The 21,558-nt window shown below is 55.4% G+C and carries 19 protein-coding genes; 8 read left to right on the top strand and 11 right to left on the bottom strand.

Annotated elements, in window-relative coordinates; all coding sequences use genetic code 11:
* Positions 1 to 101 precede the first annotated feature (101 nt).
* The 4 genes from FYC48_RS14880 to FYC48_RS14895 all read left to right on the top strand — a co-directional run bounded on the left by FYC48_RS14880 (position 102) and on the right by FYC48_RS14895 (position 5,125).
* Entirely contained in the window at positions 102 to 1,469 is a 1,368-nt protein-coding gene (locus FYC48_RS14880; RefSeq protein ID WP_149497511.1) for an ABC transporter permease, read from the top strand.
* A gap of 281 nt (positions 1,470 to 1,750) precedes the next feature.
* Positions 1,751 to 3,088, top strand: coding sequence for a TCR/Tet family MFS transporter (locus FYC48_RS14885; protein WP_149497512.1), 1,338 nt, complete (start codon positions 1,751 to 1,753; stop codon positions 3,086 to 3,088).
* 161 nt (positions 3,089 to 3,249) lie between these two features.
* The gene (locus FYC48_RS14890; RefSeq protein WP_235034264.1) at positions 3,250 to 4,074 is read left to right on the top strand and encodes a phosphatidylinositol-specific phospholipase C/glycerophosphodiester phosphodiesterase family protein; all 825 of its coding nucleotides are present in this window, start codon (positions 3,250 to 3,252) and stop codon (positions 4,072 to 4,074) included.
* A gap of 454 nt (positions 4,075 to 4,528) precedes the next feature.
* On the top strand, positions 4,529 to 5,125 hold the full coding sequence (locus FYC48_RS14895; protein WP_149497514.1) for an RNA polymerase sigma factor: 597 nt from the start codon (positions 4,529 to 4,531) through the stop codon (positions 5,123 to 5,125).
* 128 nt (positions 5,126 to 5,253) lie between these two features.
* On the opposite strand, the gene FYC48_RS14900 is transcribed toward FYC48_RS14895, so the two are convergent.
* From FYC48_RS14900 to FYC48_RS14920, 5 genes are all read right to left on the bottom strand, one after another.
* On the bottom strand, positions 5,254 to 6,579 hold the full coding sequence (locus FYC48_RS14900; RefSeq protein ID WP_160149539.1) for a S1C family serine protease: 1,326 nt from the start codon (positions 6,577 to 6,579) through the stop codon (positions 5,254 to 5,256).
* A gap of 280 nt (positions 6,580 to 6,859) precedes the next feature.
* Positions 6,860 to 8,155 (bottom strand): 3-keto-disaccharide hydrolase, encoded by a 1,296-nt coding sequence (locus tag FYC48_RS14905; RefSeq protein WP_149497516.1) that lies wholly within the window; start codon positions 8,153 to 8,155, stop codon positions 6,860 to 6,862.
* Between the two features lie 60 nt (positions 8,156 to 8,215).
* Positions 8,216 to 10,630 (bottom strand): ABC transporter permease, encoded by a 2,415-nt coding sequence (locus tag FYC48_RS14910; protein WP_160149540.1) that lies wholly within the window; start codon positions 10,628 to 10,630, stop codon positions 8,216 to 8,218.
* Positions 10,627 to 11,619 (bottom strand): ABC transporter ATP-binding protein, encoded by a 993-nt coding sequence (locus FYC48_RS14915; RefSeq protein WP_149497518.1) that lies wholly within the window; start codon positions 11,617 to 11,619, stop codon positions 10,627 to 10,629. The genes FYC48_RS14910 and FYC48_RS14915 overlap by 4 nt, the downstream gene beginning before the upstream one ends.
* A gap of 403 nt (positions 11,620 to 12,022) precedes the next feature.
* The gene (locus FYC48_RS14920; protein WP_149497519.1) at positions 12,023 to 12,469 is read right to left on the bottom strand and encodes a hypothetical protein; all 447 of its coding nucleotides are present in this window, start codon (positions 12,467 to 12,469) and stop codon (positions 12,023 to 12,025) included.
* A gap of 329 nt (positions 12,470 to 12,798) precedes the next feature.
* Here FYC48_RS14920 and FYC48_RS14925 point away from each other — a divergent pair, with 329 nt between their 5' ends.
* On the top strand, positions 12,799 to 13,749 hold the full coding sequence (locus tag FYC48_RS14925) for a sensor histidine kinase (RefSeq protein ID WP_149497520.1): 951 nt from the start codon (positions 12,799 to 12,801) through the stop codon (positions 13,747 to 13,749).
* A gap of 70 nt (positions 13,750 to 13,819) precedes the next feature.
* Positions 13,820 to 14,563: a response regulator transcription factor gene (locus FYC48_RS14930; RefSeq protein WP_149497521.1), complete on the top strand. Its 744-nt coding sequence runs from the start codon at positions 13,820 to 13,822 to the stop codon at positions 14,561 to 14,563.
* 62 nt (positions 14,564 to 14,625) lie between these two features.
* On the opposite strand, the gene FYC48_RS14935 is transcribed toward FYC48_RS14930, so the two are convergent.
* From FYC48_RS14935 to FYC48_RS14955, 5 genes are all read right to left on the bottom strand, one after another.
* Positions 14,626 to 15,291 carry a hypothetical protein gene (locus FYC48_RS14935; protein ID WP_149497522.1) on the bottom strand — a complete coding sequence of 222 codons (666 nt, stop codon included), beginning with the start codon at positions 15,289 to 15,291 and terminating at the stop codon, positions 14,626 to 14,628.
* 221 nt (positions 15,292 to 15,512) lie between these two features.
* Entirely contained in the window at positions 15,513 to 16,367 is an 855-nt protein-coding gene (locus FYC48_RS14940; RefSeq protein ID WP_149497523.1) for a class I SAM-dependent methyltransferase, read from the bottom strand.
* Positions 16,364 to 16,894: a methylated-DNA--[protein]-cysteine S-methyltransferase gene (locus tag FYC48_RS14945; RefSeq protein WP_160149541.1), complete on the bottom strand. Its 531-nt coding sequence runs from the start codon at positions 16,892 to 16,894 to the stop codon at positions 16,364 to 16,366. The genes FYC48_RS14940 and FYC48_RS14945 overlap by 4 nt, the downstream gene beginning before the upstream one ends.
* Positions 16,875 to 17,585 (bottom strand): CPBP family intramembrane glutamic endopeptidase, encoded by a 711-nt coding sequence (locus tag FYC48_RS14950; protein WP_149497525.1) that lies wholly within the window; start codon positions 17,583 to 17,585, stop codon positions 16,875 to 16,877. The genes FYC48_RS14945 and FYC48_RS14950 overlap by 20 nt, the downstream gene beginning before the upstream one ends.
* A gap of 5 nt (positions 17,586 to 17,590) precedes the next feature.
* The gene (locus tag FYC48_RS14955) at positions 17,591 to 18,781 is read right to left on the bottom strand and encodes a ribonuclease D (protein WP_230773535.1); all 1,191 of its coding nucleotides are present in this window, start codon (positions 18,779 to 18,781) and stop codon (positions 17,591 to 17,593) included.
* Between the two features lie 47 nt (positions 18,782 to 18,828).
* Here FYC48_RS14955 and FYC48_RS14960 point away from each other — a divergent pair, with 47 nt between their 5' ends.
* The gene (locus tag FYC48_RS14960) at positions 18,829 to 19,761 is read left to right on the top strand and encodes a (5-formylfuran-3-yl)methyl phosphate synthase (protein ID WP_149497526.1); all 933 of its coding nucleotides are present in this window, start codon (positions 18,829 to 18,831) and stop codon (positions 19,759 to 19,761) included.
* A gap of 8 nt (positions 19,762 to 19,769) precedes the next feature.
* On the opposite strand, the gene FYC48_RS14965 is transcribed toward FYC48_RS14960, so the two are convergent.
* Positions 19,770 to 19,997, bottom strand: coding sequence for a hypothetical protein (locus FYC48_RS14965; RefSeq protein ID WP_149497527.1), 228 nt, complete (start codon positions 19,995 to 19,997; stop codon positions 19,770 to 19,772).
* A gap of 470 nt (positions 19,998 to 20,467) precedes the next feature.
* Between FYC48_RS14965 and FYC48_RS14970 the strand changes: the two genes are divergently transcribed.
* Complete coding sequence (locus FYC48_RS14970) at positions 20,468 to 21,436, top strand: TraB/GumN family protein (RefSeq protein ID WP_230773537.1); 969 nt, start codon at positions 20,468 to 20,470, stop codon at positions 21,434 to 21,436.
* Positions 21,437 to 21,558 lie beyond the last annotated feature (122 nt).

Raw genomic sequence — 21,558 nt, forward strand, 5'->3', positions numbered from 1 at the left:
TACGCTTGTGTCGCGGATACTTCTCTCGCTGATACCTCACCGCCTTCGTTGCCAACGTCGGCACCTCACACCTTCCTCCAACGCAATTCATCGTTTGCATCATGTGGCTGCTTCGAATCGCCTGGCGAAACTTTTGTTATCGCTCCCTGTCCAGCTTGTTGACGACGATTTCATTGGCACTTGGGGTGGCTTTGGTCGTGATGGTGTTGGCAATTTTTGGGATCGTCACCGAAGCATTTTCGCGTAATGCTCAAGTCGGCTACAACCTGGTCGTTGGCCCCAAAGGCAGCGCCCTGCAATTGACACTCAACAGTGTTTATTACCTGAGCCGCCCGATCGAGAACCTGCCGTTCACCGAGTACATGGAGTATTTCCCGGCAGAAGAACGCGCGGCAATGGTCCGTCGCTTCGGTGGGGATCCGGCGCTTGGCGAACGCGATGGGGTCTACGCCAGTTATGTCGCCGGCGGTGGCTTTGCGATTCCGTTGGCGCTCGGCGATTACCTGAAAGAGTTTCGCGTGGTCGGCACAACGCCTGACTTTTTTGAACGGCTGCGACACGGCCCAACGCTGGAAGAGAAGTTCACCTTCCGCGAAGGGCGTGCGCTGAAAACCCACTCCGAAGAATACGGATACTTCGAAGCGGTGTTGGGTTCACGCGTGGCACGCCAAATGGGCTTGTCGGTCGGCGATACCTTTCAAAACAACCATGGCGATCCGGAGGGCAAAGGACACGGCCAAGGTTTTACCGTGGTGGGGGTGATGGATCCGACCGGGACGCCCAATGACCGAGCGGCCTTCGTGAATTTGGAAGGTTTTTACCTGCTCGATGGACATGCCAAACCGATCGAAGAGGGGGCCGTCATCGAGCCGGCAACCGAGGCGATCGCTGACGCGGGAGGCCACAAGCCGCTGACAATCCCCGAACGCGAAGTCACATCGATTCTTGTCCGTACGGGAATGCCAATGCTGGGCGTTGTTCTGGAAAACCAAGTCAAGGAGAGCGTCCGGGCACAGGCCGCCGCGCCGGTCGGCGAGATCGCACGACTGATGGATGCCATCATCGGACCGATGCTAACGGCGTTGTTGGTAATCACACTAATCACATGTGTCGTCGCCGCCGTTGGGGTGTTGGTCGCAATCTACAACTCGATGAATGACCGTCGCCGTGATATCGCGGTGATGCGGGCTTTGGGGGCCCGCCGCGAGACCGTGACGGGAGTGATTCTGATGGAAAGCCTGTTGATCGCGACGATCGGGGCGATTTCCGGTTGGGTCTTGGCACACGTGGCGATTTGGATATTTAGCGGCGAAATCGAAGATCGCACCGGTGTCCAAGTCGGAATCCTGACGACCAGTTCCTATGAGGGCTGGTTGTTCCCATTGGTCGCCCTGCTAGCTCTGCTTGCCGGTTTTTTGCCCGCCTGGAGTGCTTATCGGACCGACGTGGGGACAAATTTGTCGGCCTAAGAGCCGTCTAGCGCAAGCCAATTTGCGAGCCGGCGACGATCGCCACGGCCCCACTTTCTGCCGGCCTTTGCCGTGCTGGCTGAACGAAAAGGCGTTCGGCGGACAGCTCGCGACAGACCCGAGAGCGGTCGGGGGAAGGACTGGGGTCAGGTAGGGGGACTCCGATTGCGAAGCCAGATCGGCGGCGATTGGGACAAAGTCCGCCTTGGCCCTCCCGTCAGGAGCGATGAGCAAATATATTCACGCTCCCGTCCCCGCCTTCAATCCCTCAATACTTGTCCATGAACCAGCCAGAGTCGAACGAGTCGATTGCTCCCGAAGAGAGCGACTCTGGAGGTTCGCCATACACGCCGCCGGTCGCGATCGAAGCGGCCGAAGAATTCAGCGAGTCGCCGAATGAAAGCAAGCGGCAAGCGGGCATCGTGTTCATCTGGATCACGCTGTTCATCGACATCTTAGGCATCGGAATCGTCATCCCCGTTCTTCCCGGCCTCGTCGAAGAATTATCGGGGCTCTCCGAAAGTGGCGCGGCCTGGTACTACGGTGTGATCGTGGCGTCGTACGCGACGATGCAGTTTCTCTTTGCACCGATTCTTGGTGGGCTATCGGATCGTTTTGGCCGGCGGCCAATTTTGCTCGTCGCGCTCTTTGGCCTTGGCATCGACTTCATCATCCAAGGAATGGCGAACAGCTTGTGGTTGCTCTTCGTCGCCCGGATCATCTCGGGAATTTTTGGGGCAAGTTTCACCACCGGCAACGCATACATCGCGGATATTTCGACAGATGATACTCGGGCTCGGAACTTCGGTTTGGTCGGTGCCGCGTTTGGCTTGGGGTTCATCATTGGGCCCGCGCTCGGTGGATTGCTGAGTGTTCAGTTTTCGCTTCGCGCTCCGTTCTTTGCCGCCGCTGGCCTAGCGTTGCTGAATTGGTTGTACGGTTATTTCATTTTGCCCGAATCGTTACCGCCCCAGAAACGACGCCCGTTTTCACTTCGCAACGCAAACCCGTTTGGGACGATCGGGACGCTCCGCCGCTATCCATTGGTTTTTGGATTGGCGATGGTGTTTTTACTGAAAGCACTTGCCCAGCGTGGATTAGAGAACGTCTTCGTGCTCTTTTCGGGGTTCCGATTTCAGTGGAACGACCAGACGGTCGGGTTCTTCTTATGCTGGGTGGGAGTGACAGCGGTGATCGTCCAAGGCGGCCTGGTCCGCCCGGCCGTGAAGCGGTTTGGGGAAGGCAAAATTCTGTTGTTTGCCACGATGATCTCGGCGATCTCGTTTCTTGGTTACGCGTTTGCTTCCCAAGCATGGATGCTACCGGTGATTGCATTTTTCGGCGCCTTAGGTGGCTTAGCCGGCCCGGCGGTCCAGAGCTTGGTCACCAAGACGGTCGATGAAACCGAGCAAGGGGAAGTACAGGGGGCACTCACTTCGCTTCAAGGGCTGACTAGTATTTTCGCGCCGATCATTTTTACCAGTGGATTATTCAGCTATTTCACCAGTGCCGCGGCGCCTTTCGAGTTTCCCGGTGCCCCGTTTTTGCTCGGCGCGATCCTGATTTTCATCTCGTTCTTCGTCTTGCTGGGTGTCTTGGCCAAACACCCCGACCACTAAGCATTGCGACAGCTAGGCAGCGCCCCAGATAACCACGGCCGAATTGAACCGCAACTCTCTCAGCATTGACGGTGAAATTACCGTGGTGATGCTTCGTCGTCGGGGCAGGTGGGGCTAAAATGACTGCACTTTCCCACTTCGATCTAAGGCAAGGTTCAACCGTGAGTAATCATTCGTTTGCAGTGACGTTTCGTTCCACTGTTACACTGGCATTTCTGTTGATCACAAGTGCCCTACTGGCCCGTCAAACGACCGCGGCCGAACCGTTACCACAAGCACACGCGCACAATGATTATCGGCATGAGAATCCGCTGGCCGATGCACTCTCGTATGGTTTTTGCAGCATCGAAGCCGATGTGTTTCTGATCGATGGCGAATTGCTCGTCGCACACGACCTTCATGAGGTAAAAGCGGAACGGACGTTGCAGGCGTTGTATTTAGATCCGCTACGCGAACGAGTCGAAAAGAATGGTGGACGTGTCTTTGCAGAGGGACCTCTCGTGACATTACTCGTCGATTTCAAGTCCGAGGGTGAAAGCACCTACAAGGTGCTGGAAACGATTTTGAAAGATTACCATGGCATGCTTTGCCATATCGAATCGGGGCGGTATGTCGAAGGCGCTGTTCAAGTCGTTGTCTCGGGAAATCGTCCGATCGAGACGATGCAAGCAGCGACAAGTCGCTACGGGTTTGTAGACGGTCGCAAAGATAACCTTGACAAAAAGACCTATCCCAAAGCACTTATGCCGCTGATCAGTGATCGCTGGACGAGTTTGTTCAAGTGGCGAGGTAAGGGCCCGATCTCCGATGCCGAGCAAGCGAAGTTGGAGCAAATGGTGCAGCAGGCACACGCCAACGGGCAACGCGTTCGCTTTTGGGCGACTCCGGAAAACGAGGACGTTTGGAAAGTCTTGGCAGATGCCGGTGTCGACCATATCAATACCGACCAGCTCGAACGGTTGGCGCGTTTCCTTCGTACACGCTAGGTCCGACAATCTGGTTGCCTTCGAACGATTCCGCGAGATCAATCACCTGTGGACATTTTCGAAAGTGCAAGCGTGTTTGGCACAACCACGAGGGTGGTTGGCGGCGATTGATTTCCGCAGAAACTTTCACTCAGTTTGCTCCAAGGTTGCCTAAAATACGGCGATTTTGACTCATTCGGCGATGAGATCGCAGCGAAAGTCACCCCGATTGGCATTGGATAAGGAAGTAGGAGCTAATCAAGCATGGCCCGGCAGTTTACAATTTTAGCCGAGCCATCTGATTTGGTTCGATGCAACGAATGGTATGTAGGCCCCCGTTGATTTTCACGTCGCTGGCTTTCAGTAGCCGCCTTAGACTGCTCGAAAGCTACTAGAACGCACGCAACTTATGCGACTTGCGGACGACAATTAAAAATCAATCTTCTGTTAGACGCGACATCGAGAAGGCGGTAGCTTGGCGCTTGAGCAAGATCGACACACTGATGAGCCACGGCTGATCGATCGCGCGCTCAAAGGAGATCGGTCGGCGTTTACCGAATTGGTACGACAGAACCAAGAACGATTGTTCGCGTCGATGTTACAAGTGACGGGTTCGCCGGAGGAAGCCGAAGAGGTCACGCAGGACGCATTCATTCGAGCATTCACCAAGCTTGATACTTTTCAACGCAACAGCCAATTCTTTACCTGGCTGTACCGTATCGCATTCAACGGCGCCCTGACACGGCGGCGCAAGAAACGTGCCCGGGTGTCACTCGACCAAATCCGCGAGGACAACGGGCTGGAGATTGCGGACGACAACGATGCCGTCGACGAAGAGATGCTTCGAGCCGAGCGGGTGGGATTGGTGCGGTCAGCCATTGAAACGTTAACCGAAGAGCATCGCCGGATTTTGATTCTGCGTGAAATGGAAGACTTTGCGTATGAAGAGATTGCTGACGTTTTAGAAATCTCTATCGGTACCGTCCGCAGTCGACTCAGCCGTGCCCGCGGCCAACTTAAAAAAGCCATCGAGACCATCGAACGGCAATCGGTTACCGAAGACGAAAGTTAGAGACCACCGACGTTTTGACTTCGCCCGAGATTTGCCGCATCACGTTAGCCATGGATTAACCGTGGTGACCGGGGTGAACGCCGGCCGACTCGTGACTCACCCCCGAACTTGAAGATCGAAACGCGGCGTTAGCGTTGACGCAGTTGTTCCATTTGGCGGCGAAGCTCTTCGAGTGATTCGTCGGGACCATCTCCGGGATCTTCCACCGGTGGCAGTTGTCGCCAGCCTCTTAGTTGTGGGACATCGAAGTTGCGGAACATTTGATCGAACTGTTCAAACCGTCGAAGATCATCTTCTGGGATTGGCGTGATCCGTCCGTTCTCAAGTCGGAAGATCTGCCGCGCGGATTCAGAGAGACCGTCGCTCGGTGGGAGCCATTGCTGTGGATGTTCCTGCAGCGTCACCGGGAAAGACTTTCTTTCGCCATCGCGCGAAACCACCACATCGATTGTTTCACCGGAACGAGCCATTTCGACAGCGGCGATCACATCCGTTGACGTTCGGACGGGCTGGTCCCCCACTTGCTCGACCAAGTCTCCGGCCCTCAATCCCGCGCGTTCAGCGGCTGAATTCGCGCTGACTTCCAGGACCAATGTGCCACTGCTTTCGAATTGAATCCCTACCAAGCCTCGTTTCAGTACTTGAGGCACGGGTGCGTCTGCGGCGTTGAGTAAACGCATTGCGGTAGACGCATCCGAGCATACCAGTCCGCCGCTCTGGCTAGGGACCAAGATCCCAACGACAATGCCTTGGTGATCCAGCACCGGAGTCCCGGGGACATTGGGTGTGGCTAAGAAATGAATCTCAGGAACCGGCCCGACGCCTGATTCACGTGGAATTCTGCTCGTCGCGACTGTGCCTGCCGTGACACGAATTGTCCGCGTGTCGCGGTGGACCGCGACGACGGGCAAGCCCGGTTCGGCCGGGGCGACGCTGATCACCAACGGTACGAGTACAACATCTTCGACTTCGATGGCTGCCAATCCTGTGACGTAGTCAAATGCAACGACGCGACCATCAAGCTCCTCACCCTCATTAGTGACCACTTTCACGTGAGCGACGGGCTGTTCAACATAGGCGAGTACTACGTTTTCGGAGGCCGCAAAGGCGGCACTGTTCAAGTCACGTGCACGCCGGATAGGCACGGCCAAGTTGGGATTGGCGTTTGCATTTGGCGGGAACGGCTCAAGTTCTTTGAGCTGCAACTTCGGTGGCGGGGCGTCCCCCTCGTTGTCTTCGTTGAGCGTCTCGGCGTTTGCGTCAGATTCGGCATGCTGTGGAAGCATTTCCGTACCGGGTTCGACGATGACGCGTACGATCGACGCTTCCGCCTTTCGAACCGTATCGCGAAAGTCGAGCATGTTTTGAGCGTTCAGGTCGTCAACGAAGAGGAAGGCTGCCACCAGTCCGGCGACGAGTGCGACAGTGACACAGATTTTTGAACGCTCGTTCATGAGAACCTCCGTCTGGGAACCCATCCGAAATTGATTCATTCTAGCTCGAGAGCTGACGACACTTGTCGTAGGCGCAACGGTCTGCTGGAGTTGGCAACATTGGTCCGACGCTACCGTGTTCGGCTAATGGTCTTCGGATAGGTTCGAAGTAATGATTCGTGATCAGAAAGGGTTTTCGATTCGCAGGGCTCAAGCACAGATCAAAAAAACAGGCGGATCTTCACACCACAAAGGAGGAAGAACCGCCTGCAACGTTTTGCATGCGCGATAGAACTAGATTCTACAGTTCTTGAATCGAAAGGCTACGAAATTCCACGGCATCACCATGCCCGGCGAAGCCAAAATGGCCTGAGGGGCGGTCTTTTCCGGGATGGGCACTGTCGGCCATGTATTCGGACACTTGCGAAAGATCCGTGTCCAAGATCACGGTCCCGTTCAGTTCCACTTTGATTTTGCTGCCATTGACGGTGACCTCTTGGAAGTTCCATTGACCAACCGGACGCAAAAATCCGCGAGTCGCGGCGGCCATTCCATAAGCAGATCCGTGATACTGACGCTCATCAAGGTTGGCATACTTGGGATGAGTCGAATCGAGGACTTGTAGCTCACACATCGCGTCGTAAGCCGGATTGCCCTTCAGGGGAGAACGGATCGCCAACCCGTTATTGCCACCGGCAGGAAGCTTGAATTCCAATCGCACAACGAAGTTGGCATATTCCTTTTCGGTCAGCAAATTACCGCCCGAACCTTTCTTACAGCGGACCGCGCCGTCGACAACTTCGTAGCCATTGGTCGCACCGATCCAGCCTTCGAGGTCATTGCCGTTGAAGATCGACTGGAACTGGTCAGTGTTTTTGTCGGCCAAGACCTTGTTGGCGTCTTCGGTAGAGAGTTCACGAATCTTCAGGTTTCGCCAACGGATTTCACCGCCATGCGTTTGCAATTCGATCGGACCGCTGACAAACAACGGAGTTTCACGATTCCAGTAGTTTTCCATGATCGCGTGGTCGACGACCAATTGATCGTTCAACCAAACCGAAGTGCGTGCACCGACTTGCAGGATACGGACGTCGTTCCATTCGCCGAGCGGCTTGTCAGCTTTGACGAGTGGATCTTTTCCGGGAGCCCCGGGACTGTTGTTCCAAAGTCCACCGCTACCTTTTTGGTTGCCGTGTTTGAACTGAGCTTCGTTGTTGACGTCCCAGATTTGAACTTGAGGATTACCTTTCAGGTAGATGCCGCTATCGGCAATCGGTACCGTCTTGTATTGCAGGTGGAGCTCGTAGTCGCGGTAGTCTTTATCGGTGACCAGGTAGGCACCATGACCATCGTTGACGAGTTCACCATTTTCGACGGTCCAGTGTTCACTGGCGTCCTTCGTCCATTCAGCTACCTTCGTCGCTCGCTCTTCGTCGGACAGCTCGGCAAACTTGATCGGGCTGAAATGCGGACGACCGTGCCATCCGTCGAGGTTTTCTCCGTTGAACAGATCAACGAACCCTTCTGGCGACTCGGCGGGCAATGGCCCGGCGATGGCAGCCAACAATCCGAGGGACAATAGGAGGCTTTTTTTCATCTTTGGCAGGTAGTAGAGGTAGGAAACTGGCGAGACGCCAACATCATACTCGGTTCACCGCTAGAAATCGCGTCGGTTGAAGTAGACGCATGAAATCGCCAGCATGACGACTGTGAAGATGCCACAACTGAATACCGGACGCAGGATTCTCAACCGTACGACATCGGGGTCGTCGTCGTTGTTGCCCCCCATCGTTAATGACTGCTTTCCACTCACCAGTGCGGCAACCGTCTCGCTAAGTTCACCGGTCTGGGGCGTCAGAGTTCGGAGCGGTGTGATCACCCACCGATCGACGTTGCGCCAACCGGTCAGCGTCGGACGGATCGTACGAACGACTTCGGATGCCGTAGCGCCTTCGAACCCAAGAAAGTCTAGGCGATCGATGTGGTGCGCGATCACCAATTGATTCTCGTCTTCAGAAAATTCGATCGCCGTGACTTCGCTGAAACTCAACGCGGCCGATCGAATCGCGTCACCTTCGCGGCCTACGATCCAGACACGCCCGTCCGTCGTCAACAGCGCAAACTGCTCCGTCTGCCCGATCGGTTCGATGGCCAACAGGCGATCTCCGTCGGGGATGTCGAACTCGACTATCGTTGTTAGATCACGAGCGTCGATCCAGCGGATGCGTTCTTCTTGGCGAGACACCAGGAGGGTCGTACCACTGGCGGCTATCACGGTCGCTGCTGCATCGTTGTCCTCGAGAACTCGATCGGCCGCGATCAAAAACCGTCCGGTATCCGAGTCGGAAGCGTCATCCTGAAGACGCAATAATCGACCTCGTGAATAAACGATGATCGAATCGACACCCGGCGCGAGCGTTAATCGTACCGGGTCGGTGAGCGTTAGCCCTTCCGGCAAAACATCTTCAAAGCCCTCGGTTGCCCCACCTTGCATCCGCAACAAATCGGATATCCAAGCCGTGGCACCGATCGTGGCGACATTAGCCGTAAGCTCCGTATCGGAGGCTTCAGCGGTCTGCCCGTCTTTGCCGTGGGCTTGCTCATCCTGCTCTTCATTGTCCTGGGCGTCATCAGGTTCATCGGCGACGGAGTTGACCAGGGTTTCGATCGGCGCCGCCATGATGCCGGCATTGTTGAGGGCCAGAATGGAATCATGCCAAACGTAAATTCGTCGCGTTCCGTTCGGCAATCGCATGCCCGGTCGTGGCTCGTACTGATCCTGTTGCCTTAGAACCAGCGCGTCCAACGATCCGCTGCCATATAAGTTGAACCGTCCATTGCGAATCTGCGCGCTCACGAACATGGAATCCGTCAAACGAACCGGCGGGACGATCAAATCACGTCGTCGGAAATCAGTCTCGATCAGTTCATCCCATTGGTTGGTATCACGGTTGAAGAATTTCAATCCGCCGCCTCGGCAGGCGACCACCACGTCTTCGCCGTCGATGGCGAGTCGCGCAATTTGATCGGGACGCTGCACCAGCCCATCGAAGTAGCCTCCGACAAACCCGATCACCAACACCAATGCCCCGAACATGCATGTCACACCGATCGACAGTGTCGGAGAGCGCCAACGTAATCCTGCCAGCATCGATACACTGAAAAAGACTGCGAATAAAAATACCGCTACCGGGATGCACCAAAGGATCCGGGTGTTCCAAATATCCAATCGCAGTCCCGCGATCAAATACAGTCCAATCACAAGTTGGCAAACACACAAGAACACAAACGTGCATCCACCGACGAATTTTGCGAGCAGCAACAACGTTCTCGAAACGGGTTTACTGAGCAGCAGATGCAACGAACCGGGTTGAAGCATGTCTGGGATGATCGATGCGGTCACCAAGATGCCGAGGAAAATCAATGCAAATCCCAGCAACCAATCCATGATGACCGGCACGACGAATTGATTTACCAACGCGATGAACTGCGTTTTACCGATCGCGAAAAACGCTGGAAATTCAAACCCCGCGTACGACAACATCACCGATCGCGCCGACTGAACCGAGAAAACCCCCGGAAGCGCAGCCTCGATGCGCAGCCGTGCACGTCGTCGACGCTCCGGTTCAGTCAACATCCCCGTTTCGATCTCATCTAACGCTCGAAGCTCTCTCAATCGAACGGTCGAACGCCATGCCTCGGCGTCGTACCAACTTTCGTCGTCGAGTGCTTCGTTGAGTGCATCGGCGAGCGCTGATTTATCGATTCGAACATCTTCACCTTTGGCAACCTGGCGTAGCTGACGTTCGACTCTCGCTGGAAACACCCGAGCGATCCGCCCGAGTGCGGTGTCAGCCTCTTTCGGATCGATCAATCCTCGAGCAAGCATCGCCTTCATTTGCGTTCCGTTGTCCAAATCGAACCAGCGGAACGTCGTCGTGTAGTCTTCGTGGTATCCGATCGGGGCGAGTGCGAGCAGGAACAACCAGATCGCGACGAACGCGACCCATAGAATCCTCGACGACAGTGCCGCATGAAACGAATCAGTGATGATGGCCCAATATGGTCTCACGAATCGTCCACCTCGGTTGTTCCCACCAGTCGCATGAAGGTCTCTTCGAGCGATTCTTTCTTGACCAACAATCGAGAGATCGATTGCCCGCGATCACGCAAGCGATCGACGATCTGATCGATCTGTTGCTGACTTTCAATTTCAATCGTCAGACGGTGAGCACCACTCGCAACCGTCACGTTCACGACCGTCACATCCGATGCCGGTGAGCGTTCCTCATTAATGATTGTCGACCAATCGAACCGCTCCGGCTGTGTTCCAGTAATCGGTAGGTCGACCACCAATTGTTTTTGGTCGTGCGAAGAAAGTTCGTCCAGGGTCCCGATCGCTTTGATTTCGCCTTGGGACAAAATCGCGACACGAGTGCAAACGAGTTCCACTTCTTGAAGGATGTGGCTGTTGAGGAAAATCGTTTTGCCGCTTTCTCGTAGCCGATCAATCACTTTGCGGACTTCGTTGCGGCCGACGGGATCCAGTCCATCGGTTGGTTCATCCAAGACCAGCAGGTCCGGGTCGTGAAGGAGTGCTTGAGCTAGTCCCAGTCGTTGGTACATTCCCTTACTGAATCGCTTGACGGACTCACGGTCGCGCCCCTGGAGGCCGACAAGCGACAGCAATTCGTCGCTGCGTTTTTGAATCTCGCCGGCGTCCATCCGGCTCATCCTGCCGTAGTAGCGAAGCGCCGAGCGGGCGGTGTGGTGACGATCGACGCGCAAAGATTCGGGAAGGTAGCCGACACGTCGGCGGGCCGCGGCGCTGCCGATTGCTTGACCGAACAGCGTCGCGTTTCCAGCAGAAGGTTGGACGACACCTAGCAACATTTTGATCAGCGTCGTCTTGCCGGCACCGTTGGGACCAAGCAAACCGAACACTTCGCCCGGATACGCTTGCAACGAAACACCACGAACGGCATTGATGTTACGTCGACCTCGGACAGACCAACTGCGATAAGTTTTCCGCAATTGATCAATGTCAACGATCGGCTGCATAGCAGTCGCCGCGAAGTCATCTGGCGACGATGCGGGCCGAGAGACGGATGATGGAGACACGACGGCGAAGGGTACCTGCTGACGGGGGCGTCATGATCGTTGCGGCCGAAGCCTGAGGATGGTTCGTACCGCATGACGTTCGCCACGTCAACGATGTCTGTGCGTTTGGCCCCCCACGTTGTTCGATCAATCAAATTGACATGGTCATTTCAATACCCCAGCACTGCTCGATGCGGCGTGCTTTGAAAGTGACCCATCCAGGCGATGTCCGGGGCAAACAGCGGCGGATCGATTAGCCGCCGGCTAGCCGCAAGAGCTGAGCATTCTGTTTCCAAGCAGCGGAACTCGCCGAGAGCGATGGCTGGGCGGCTGACGCGATGGTGCAGACCTGCCCGCCGGGGCGCTACTGCATCAACGACTTGGCCGTCAAGAAGAGCAGGCAGAGGACCGAGAGTGCGATGACGCCTGTTGCTAGTAAGCGATGGGCTGGGTGGCTCCAATCGGGGCGCTGGGACTCGCGTTCATAAATGCTGCGATAGCGGTCACGCTGATTCTCATTGGTAAACACGCCGTCTTCGACCAACTCGTTGAGTCCGAACTGGGTGGAATACTCGACGACTCCGAAAACAGCGTGTCGGCGGTCAAAATCGTCCACACCGACGCCTTCGAAGTACCACAATTGATTGCCGAACTCTGTTTCGGTCTCGGCGCGGTTATCGACGCAGCGAAGTTGCAGGATTTCACTGCGTTCAGGGCAAAAGCGAGCACGGAGCATCGCCCGGTTGCAATCCAGGCGAACTTGGCGGATGGTCGCTTCGGTAAAACGCAGAACTTGTAAGTGACTACTCATTAAATTGATCTCCCTACCCGCCTAGTGGATAAAAATCTCACGTTAAGTGATTATTGCCGGTAACCTGTTCCCCGTCATCGTCAGAAATGGGATTAAATCGTGCAAAAGGTGAAAATTTCATGAAAGCCGGGGGCAAGCAGGGCAAACGGGGCACCCTTGACGGCGGACATCCGCTAGCAAACTGAACGCATTACCAGCAAAAATAGATCGGCAATCAACGTGAATCTGTACCGCAGTTGAACCATTGATCTAACAGGCGGTTCCGAGTCATCGGTCTGTTTGATTAGGATTTCCATCGGTCCCTTCGGTCGCCTTCAATCAGTCAAATCATGCTCGAACGTCGGTCACTTCGCGCCCCCGTGGTTTTGGGCGTCGTCCTTATTGTCTTGGTAGTCGTTCTCGGAGCGATTTGGACCACGTCGAGTTTCTTCACGGCGTCGCGCGGTGGGTTGTTCCTGATTCTGTTCATCATCGGCACGGTGCTTCTGATCAGCATCCTGGCGGGGGTGATCGTGTATGTCACCTTGACCGTGAAAGCATTTCGGCTGAACCAACGTCAATCGAACTTCATCGATTCGGTGACGCACGAATTAAAAAGCCCCATCGCCTCGCTGAAGCTTTACTTACAAACCATGTCGCGCCACACGGTGGATGAAAACCAGCAGCGTGACTTCCATCGAATCATGCTCGATGACGTCGAGCGACTTGATGCCTTGATCAACCACCTGCTAGATGCGGCGCGGATCGATCGCGGTAACCAATCTGATGCCCCCGAAGTGTTTCGGCTTGATGAATTGCTGGCCCAATGTGCACAGGCCGCTTGCATGCGCTATCGGCTTTCGCCCGACGTTGTCCAATTGGAGTGCGAACCGACCAGCATCCGCAGCCCCTGTGTTCAAGTAGAAATATTGTTCCGCAACCTGATCGATAACGCGATCAAGTACGGCGGATCACCACCGCAGGTGACCGCGTCGATCCGCCCCAGCACAGAAAAATCGAAGTCGGACCAGGTCGTGGTATCGATCGCCGACAATGGTGCGGGAATTCCCTACGACATGCGGCGCAAAATCTTTGGTCGATTCGTTCGTTTGGGAAGCGAGTTGGAGCGTAGCACTCCGGGCACTGGACTAGGTTTGTATTTGGTCCGTACGATCAGTAAATCGCTCGGGGCGACGATTCGTATCCGAGGCCGCAAAGACGTCGATGGCTCACCAGGAACGGTGTTCGAAGTAACGATGAAGCACGTCGTGCCAACGTCGATCGAACCGGTGCGCCAATGATCCGTCCGAAACTGGCCTACGAACGTTGGCCGAGAAAGCGTCGTTTGTTTGTCCACTGAAATCCAGCATCATGCGTCCACACATCCTAGTCGTCGAAGACGAAAAACATCTCGGCGTCGGCATCAAATACAACCTCGAAGCCGAAAACTACCGCGTCACGCTGGTCGAAGACGGGCCGACGGCGCTTCGCCTGATCGACGGTGCGGCCGAGCCGATCGATCTGATCGTGTTGGACCTGATGCTGCCTGGAATGAGTGGCTACGCGGTGTGCGAAACGATCCGTGATTCCGGCGTAACCACTCCGGTCTTGATGCTGTCGGCGCGCACGCTGGCCGAAGACCGCACGCGCGGTTTTGATGTCGGGGCGAACCAATACATGAACAAGCCGTTCGAACTGGACGAATTGCTTAGCCGAGTCAAGAACTTGCTGCAAATGGCCAGTCCGCATGCCGCGCCAGCGGCTTCACGCCGCGTGCGCGATGCCGTCGAGAGATTAGATTTCGGACATGTGTCGGCAAATTTTCTGACACACGAAGTCAGCGTCGACGGGAGCGTCGTTCAGATGACGCCAAAGCAGCTGAAACTGCTCCGTTACTTCGCCGAAAATCCCGACCGCGTGATCAGCCGATCGGAGTTGCTAACCGAGGTCTGGGAAATCAGTGGCAACCTGCAAACCAGGGCGGTCGATCAAACGGTCGCCCAGCTTCGCAAAGTGATCGAGCTTGATAATACCAACCCCATTCACTTGTTGACGATTCGGGATGCCGGGTACCGATTCATTGTTCATCCGTCCTCGGAAGTTGACGAGGACTGAAACCGCAAAGGCTCACCAAGATCAACTTCGCAGCTTCGATGTCGACGGAGTCCCCGAAGCGACTATTCGTCTTTCGCTTCGGCTTCGTCAGCTTCGGCTTCCAAGGCAGACAGATCTGGAGGCTCGGCTCCGGGCGGCGTCGAACTTCCCGAGTCACCGCCGCCAACACTGCCGCTCGAACCGGAATCGCTTCCGGCGCTGCTCGACTGAGGCCCACTGCCGGAATCTCCGCTACTGGCCGCAGGTGTTCCTCCCCCCTCCTCTGAATCATAAATCGCATCTTCACTTGCGGAGTCTTCGGCGGTGATGATGACCGATTCGGTTGGCCCAACCGACTGGGATTCGTCGTAAGCAAACTTGGAGTGCCGCGAGAACATCAATTCATCACCACTCTTGCGATACACGGTGTAAAGTTTGTGCGGTTTGATGATCAAGCCACCGGTGTAGTGATAGACCTCGACCGTTTCGGGTCCATCGTCAAACGTCTCGGTCGGTTCTTTCCCAAGCAGTTCGCGGACTTCGGTGTTCGTCAAAAAGTCATTGGCCACACGATTCGCTTCCATGCTCGCTTCGGCGACTTTGTCATAATCAGCACTCACCGCCGGTCGCGCGACGCGGTAATCGTAGATCAACGCCACGACCATCAACCCCAATAATACGTACAGGATCGCGCTCCTGGCCGGATTGCTTGTCTTGGTCGTTTCACCGCTATTGGCTTGTTCGCTCATTGGGATATCTCTGATGAGAAGGTACAAAAATGGAGAGTCGCCCGATCGAGTCAGGAAAGAATGCAGTCGAGGCGGAAGGGGCGTATTGTTTTAATCCAGGACGAGCGTCGGAGGGTAACGGGAGCAGGATCGAGAGGACGCTTTTTTAGAAATCCAGTCCTCGGAGACTCAAATTCGATCCACTTTCGCACGTTTGCGGCTCCGACAAGGCAGGCGACCGATCAGCTTAGACGGCGAAAGACGAACTCATTGCATCCCCAACCACAACCGACGGTGCGCAGGTTCGACAGGTGGAAGCCTTTTCGTTCCAGTGGCACGATGATGTCTTCGACCCTGGCAACCTCAAAAGGCATGCCACCAATCCAGTCAACCCAGTCGTGCCACGCGGACATGCCTCGGTCTTGCTTCTTGGCTTTCCAGTCAGCAAACGGCAGAGGATTATTGCCATGAATCAGCCGAGCAGTGGCAAACTTGGTCTCGTACACCCCGGCGATCATCGTCACCCATGCCGGGCGTAACACACGTGGCAAGCGATGGTAAGTTTTCTTAATCGCCAGCCATCGACGACTGGCACCACCCTGGTCGTTGTAAATCGCAATCGCGAACACGCCATCCTGGCGAACCGATTCCGATGCCAAGCGAATCGCGGTAGCCATCTCGCCGGTATGATGAAGCACTCCCCAGCTATACACAATGTCAAAAGCGCCCATTGAATTCATGAACGCTTCGTCCAGCACCGACCCCTGTGTCACTATCCAGGAGCCCGCGCCGGATGCCGAGCCAGCGATGTTAGACGCCCCGCATTCGCGTTCCCGTAGCTTTTCGGTACATGCGACCGACGCGGGGTCGAAATCGATCGAGGTGACCGTCGCACCTAAGCGGCAGGCGGCCAATGAAAAGAGTCCACTGCCACTGCCGATATCGAGAAAAGTCTTACCGGAAAGCGGTTGATCGCCGGCAGACGACAACCCTAAAAGATCGACCAACGAAACGCATGCCTGCTCGATGCGTTCTTCGTCGACGAACTGCAAGAACGCTTGCCAGTTGTCACCAAAGGCAAACCGCGTTTCGCTCATTTTGTTTCCAAATCCAGCAAGAACTGTTTCGTCGTCAGTCCCCCCGGGGCACTAAACCCACGCAATTGACCGTGCTGGCTGATCACTCGGTGACAAGGGATAATCAATAAAACCCGGTTACGTGACATCGCCGCGCCAACGGCTCGACTTGCCGCTTCGTTTCCCGAGCGTGTGGCAAGTTCCTTGTAGGTCGACGTTTGGCCAAAACTGATTTGCCGACAGCACTGATAAACTCGGCGGGTAAACTCGGTGCGCCCTTGATGATCAACTTGAAGCGAATCGAAACTCACCGGTTCGCCCGCAAAGTAGCGCTCCAATTGTCGATCAAGCTCTCTGGCGGCCGTGTTTTCTGCGGCGGTGCTCTCGGTGATCGACGAAGCAGCTCCCCCGTTCGTCTCGGAGATCCAGCTCAACGAATAAAGGCCTTGTGGCGTCCAAAGCGAACGCATTTCACCGAGCGGTGAGTCATGGCGATACGCTCGCATGGAAGCGACCGAATCGATTTCTTCAATCTGTGTGTGAGTCATCGTCATCCTTTTCCTCCTCATCGCTATTCTTGGCGATCACAAATTGAATCGCGTCAAAGGCAGCGTGGGCCACGATTGGAATTAGCAAGCTCTCCGTCACAATCAATAGCATCGCAAAGTAAACACCCATCAACGAGGCAATGACGACGTATAGCTTTGTGATTGGGTGAAGCAAGCCGAACGCGACTGAGGAAAATATGATAGCGGCGATCAACAACGATGGGAGCGCAACGGCGAAGCCATCGCCCACGTCGTACGGGTTGATGATCGAAGCACTGGGATCGTCAATCGCTGTAAACCATGGCAGCAAGCAACCACGAAAAGCCAGCTCTTCACCGATTCCGGCACAGATACTCAATACGATTAGCTCTGGATAACTGAACGACAAAATCGCTTTCATCGTCGGGGCGTCGCTGAGTCGTTTAATTGCATCGATCGACCGATGCGGGATCTGCAACAGCGCGTAGACCACGATCAGCATGGGGACTGATGCGACGATCCCAAACCCGATGTCTTTTAGAATGGGAAGTGGTTGAACGTCTTCAATGCGAGGCAGATAGGCTCGGGCATCAAAGCCAACGATGGATGCGACGATCAATCCAACGACGCCGATTGCCAATTCGAATCCACAAGCCCAAACAAACATCAGTTCATCGGGCGAATCATGTTCCGGCGTTAGGTCTTCGTCCACGGATGTCAATCTAGTTCAATGAATTCGAGCGGCTGTTCTTGTCGGACATCCGCGACACGGATCGCCGCCTCGCCTTTGAGGAGTCGACGAAACGTTTTGCCGACGATTTCACCCCTCCAGCCCTGCAGCAGCGCCGGAACTTCGTCGCCTTCCTTGCGATCCAATTCGTATCCCAGGACCTCTTTGACGTCATCGGTGTTGCCCACGATTGACGGGGCGAGCTTATTCTGTCGACTGATGCAGGCCATCGACGTCGTAAGGAATTGGCTGAGCATCGGCGAGATCACCGAGCGGTTGCGTCGGGGGCGACGTGGTAGTTCGTCGTCCGGTGTTTCTAAAGCAATTTCGATCGCGGCCGCGATGTCTTCGTAGTGCGCCGAGTAGCCTCGCCAATCCATCCCACGGATGCTGCGAATACGCTTGATGTCAGCCGAACCACGGCGGGCGAGTTCGACGATCAAGTCGTCTCGCATGACCCTTCGTGCCGGGCGATCCAGCGTCGAAGCTCGTTTGTCACGCCATCGCCAAAGCTGGCGCACAATTTCCAATTGCCGCGGTTTCAATCCCGCGCAGCCGCTGACGCGGTGCCAACTCTCTTGGTCTTCGTAGTCAATGACGGCTTGTTGACGGATTTGCGTTTCCTCGTCCAGCCAATCGGCGCGGCCGAGTTCTCGCAGGGTTTCCTTTTGTTGTTCATAAATCGCTTCTAAATCCGTCACGTCCTGCAACGCGTACTGAATTTGCTCGCGAGAGAGGGGACGCTTGCGCCAGTTCGTTCGCGATTCACCTTTGGCCAGCGTTCGCCCGGTCATCCGGTTGACCAAGTTGCCCAGTGAAATCGGATATTCCATCCCGCAGAACCCTGCGGCCAATTGTGTGTCGAACAGACCGACGATGGGTTTTTCGGCGTATCGATAACAAAACCGAGTTTCCTCGCGGGCCGCGTGAGCCAAGATGGCTCGCCCCGGTTCGACCAGCAAATCCCAAAACGGGGCGGTCGTATGCATTTTCAGCGGATCGATAATCGCCAGTCGCCCCGCCGCAGCCACTTGAATCAAGCACAGTTGAGGGCGGTATCGATCCTCCGAGACAAATTCAGTATCAAAGGCGATGACGGGTGCATCAGACAACTCGTCACAAAATTGACGGAGTTCGTCGATCGCGGTGATCGATTCGTAATCCAAGATTGCGTCCAAATTCCAACATCGACAAAGACTTGACGAGCCCTCTGTAAAGGATCCTGATGTTCTCGCCAAATGACGACCCCGGCGGTCGTGAAACGGAATCCGCTGAAGCCAAACACCTACACTCTAACTCGCCCGACGTGGCGCGACCATCCGACTTGGAGCGTGCATCGGTGTCATTGTGCAAACTAAACCGTTCCCCAAGCACTTCGGCAGTTGCGGAAAACGCCACGTCCCCCCAAACGCCCCGTCTTGGCCCGCCGCCTTCCCCCCCGAAAATCCGCCTCCTGGTCAGCGTCCGCAATTTGGAAGAAGCCAAGGTGGCAATCGCCGGTGGTGTTCGGCTTGTGGACCTAAAGGAGCCGTCGAAAGGTTCGCTCGCCCCGACATCACCCGATATCTGGAGGTCGGTCAGTGAGTTCCTCACCCAGGATGCCGGCGATCACAATTGCGCCGGCATTGACTTGTCGATCGCACTCGGGGAACCCGATACTGCCGTAAAATTTGCCGACCAAGTTCCGCGGACAGTGCGGTTTGCCAAGGCAGGACTCAGCGGACTGGACTCCGCCGAAGCAGTGTTGAAATTCTGGCGACTCCTGCGAGCGCAACTTCCCGCTCCTGTCACGTTGGTCGCCGTTGCCTACGCAGATTACCAGGTCGCCGGAACACTTTCTCCCGAGCAGGTCGCGCAACTCGCGTTACAGTTCGGCTTGCGGCACGTCCTGATCGACACATTTGAAAAGTCCGGCGGGTCGTCGCTTAAGCAACTCGGACGGCAACGACTGGGCGAATTCGCAGTAGCGGCCCAAACGCTTGGCATTTGGTGGGCGCTGGCCGGGTCGATCGACCGGCAAGAAACGCAATCGCTGCTCAAAGATCAGGTTTGGCCTGACTGCATCGCGGTGCGAGGGGCAGTTTGCGAAGGTGACCGCGCCGGCACGATCAGCCCCGGCCGACTGGTCGGATGGACCTCAATGCTCAACAACAGCTAACGCTCGGTCTAGACCCAATCGAGCCCGGTTAGCTTGTGCAAGCGTTCTTCGAAATTCCCGATCAGCCCTCCGACGAGGGTCCACTCCGACTTCGCCCGGAGTTCAATTTCGCCAAACTTATTGATCCGGACGATCGAATCGCCTTTGACACCCGCGTCATGCAACTGCTTGAAGTCGATTTCGCCTTCGTTAACGATATCGAGGAGCGTTTTCCCGGTCAGTTCAATGAATTCCATAACATCATCTCGATCGACAAAGACACATAAGGGCTTGTCGATTTGCTCAGAAGTGCGACAAACAGAGTCGCTTTCTGCTTCGCATTAGCAACCTTTACAGACGCAGCTTTCACCGAGCAAAAGGCGACGATTGCTGAATCGACAAGCCGACGCCGCACTCTCCCTTTTCAAGCGGGCGTCGCATTCGTTTTATATAGGGGCCCCCTATCGAACAAGGATACCTGCCGACGGCAAATTCGCGCCCACGGTTCCCCCAAGATTCACAAAAAGCCCACGAATCACCTTCAAAGTTGCCGGTCGCCTTTTCGAGCGCTATGCTAAAAGGACGCGGCAGATCCCGTGCCGCGCCCGATGTTCAGTTTGGCTGATTGTTCGGAACAATCTGAATAAACCACCTTTGGCCGTCTGGTTGATTGATCCAGCTCGCGATCGATGCTGCCATCCCTTCTTTTTTGTTCAACCAATAGATCATGCAATTCTCACTTCGTATTGCCGCTGCGGTATTCTTCGTTGCCGTCGCCATCCCGGCCGCCTTGCGGGCTCAAACGGCAGCCCCAGCCAAGGAATCTGCGGCAGCAAAGGGGGTGACCGAAGCGGATTCGAAGTCCGACGACGAGAGCAAACGAGCCGGTTCAGAAGGAGAGAAATACCTCCGCATTACCGAGGATGACAAAGGGCGAAAGCTTGCCTTGCAAACCGCCATTGTCCGCTACGAGGGTAAACCTGGAACTCGCCACGACGGGGCAATCGTTGACCTGGTCGGCGTCGTTCATATCGGCGAACGCGAGTACTACAAAGATCTCAACACACGGCTCGGGAAATATGACTCGGTGCTGTACGAATTGGTCGCACCGGATGGAACGCGAATCCGTCCGGAAGATCTGAAACGTCGACGCTCAATCGTCGCTTCAATGCAATCGGGTATGAAAGACATGTTGAAGCTGGAGTACCAGCTTGAGCGGATCGATTACATGGCAGAAAATTTTCGCCATGCGGACATGAGCCCCGAAGAGTTTTCCAAGGATTTGGAGCGGCGCGGTGACAGCGTCGTCAAGATGTTTGCCCGGATGATGGGCGCAGGCTTGGCGACTCAGGCGAAATCGGGTGGCGATGTCGGTGTCTTGATGGCTCTGTTCAGCAACGATCGGCCGACCGCGATGAAAAACGCGATGGCACGTCAGTTGATTGATATGGAAGCCGTCACGACTGGGATCAACGATGCCAACGGTGAAAACACCTTGATCAAGGGCCGCAACGCAAAAGCCTTTGAAGTACTTCGTGAAGAACTGGCCGACGGCAAAGAAACACTTGCCGTCTTCTACGGTGCCGGGCACCTTAGCGACATGGCAGAACGTCTCGAAAAGGACTTCGGAATGGAAGCAAAAGAAACCGTTTGGCTAGATGCCTGGGATCTGCAAAGCTCACCAGCATCGCGTTAGTGCATCGATCACCACCACAGACCTTCGGTTGATCGTCGAATGAAACGCAGTCGGAGAGGCGACTTCGGCACATTTTAGCTGATCCGGTTAAGACGTTTTTTCGGAATGACCGATACTCCTAT

The sequence above is a fragment of the Roseiconus lacunae genome (assembly GCF_008312935.1).
In the GTDB taxonomy this organism is placed as follows: Bacteria; Planctomycetota; Planctomycetia; order Pirellulales; family Pirellulaceae; genus Stieleria; species Stieleria lacunae.

Bases quoted from the DNA above. Each gene is read 5' to 3' on its own strand.
- FYC48_RS14880 (WP_149497511.1), top strand. From the start codon at position 102: ATGTGGCTGCTTCGAATCGCCTGGCGAAACTTTTGTTATCGCTCCCTG.
- FYC48_RS14930 (WP_149497521.1), top strand. From the start codon at position 13,820: ATGCGTCCACACATCCTAGTCGTCGAAGACGAAAAACATCTCGGCGTC.
- FYC48_RS14960 (WP_149497526.1), top strand. From the start codon at position 18,829: ATGTTCTCGCCAAATGACGACCCCGGCGGTCGTGAAACGGAATCCGCT.
- FYC48_RS14935 (WP_149497522.1), bottom strand. From the start codon at position 15,291: ATGAGCGAACAAGCCAATAGCGGTGAAACGACCAAGACAAGCAATCCG.
- FYC48_RS14885 (WP_149497512.1), top strand. From the start codon at position 1,751: ATGAACCAGCCAGAGTCGAACGAGTCGATTGCTCCCGAAGAGAGCGAC.
- FYC48_RS14915 (WP_149497518.1), bottom strand. From the start codon at position 11,619: ATGCAGCCGATCGTTGACATTGATCAATTGCGGAAAACTTATCGCAGT.
- FYC48_RS14965 (WP_149497527.1), bottom strand. From the start codon at position 19,997: ATGGAATTCATTGAACTGACCGGGAAAACGCTCCTCGATATCGTTAAC.
- FYC48_RS14940 (WP_149497523.1), bottom strand. From the start codon at position 16,367: ATGAGCGAAACGCGGTTTGCCTTTGGTGACAACTGGCAAGCGTTCTTG.
- FYC48_RS14925 (WP_149497520.1), top strand. From the start codon at position 12,799: ATGCTCGAACGTCGGTCACTTCGCGCCCCCGTGGTTTTGGGCGTCGTC.
- FYC48_RS14905 (WP_149497516.1), bottom strand. From the start codon at position 8,155: ATGAAAAAAAGCCTCCTATTGTCCCTCGGATTGTTGGCTGCCATCGCC.
- FYC48_RS14920 (WP_149497519.1), bottom strand. From the start codon at position 12,469: ATGAGTAGTCACTTACAAGTTCTGCGTTTTACCGAAGCGACCATCCGC.
- FYC48_RS14970 (WP_230773537.1), top strand. From the start codon at position 20,468: ATGCAATTCTCACTTCGTATTGCCGCTGCGGTATTCTTCGTTGCCGTC.
- FYC48_RS14900 (WP_160149539.1), bottom strand. From the start codon at position 6,579: ATGAACGAGCGTTCAAAAATCTGTGTCACTGTCGCACTCGTCGCCGGA.
- FYC48_RS14945 (WP_160149541.1), bottom strand. From the start codon at position 16,894: ATGACTCACACACAGATTGAAGAAATCGATTCGGTCGCTTCCATGCGA.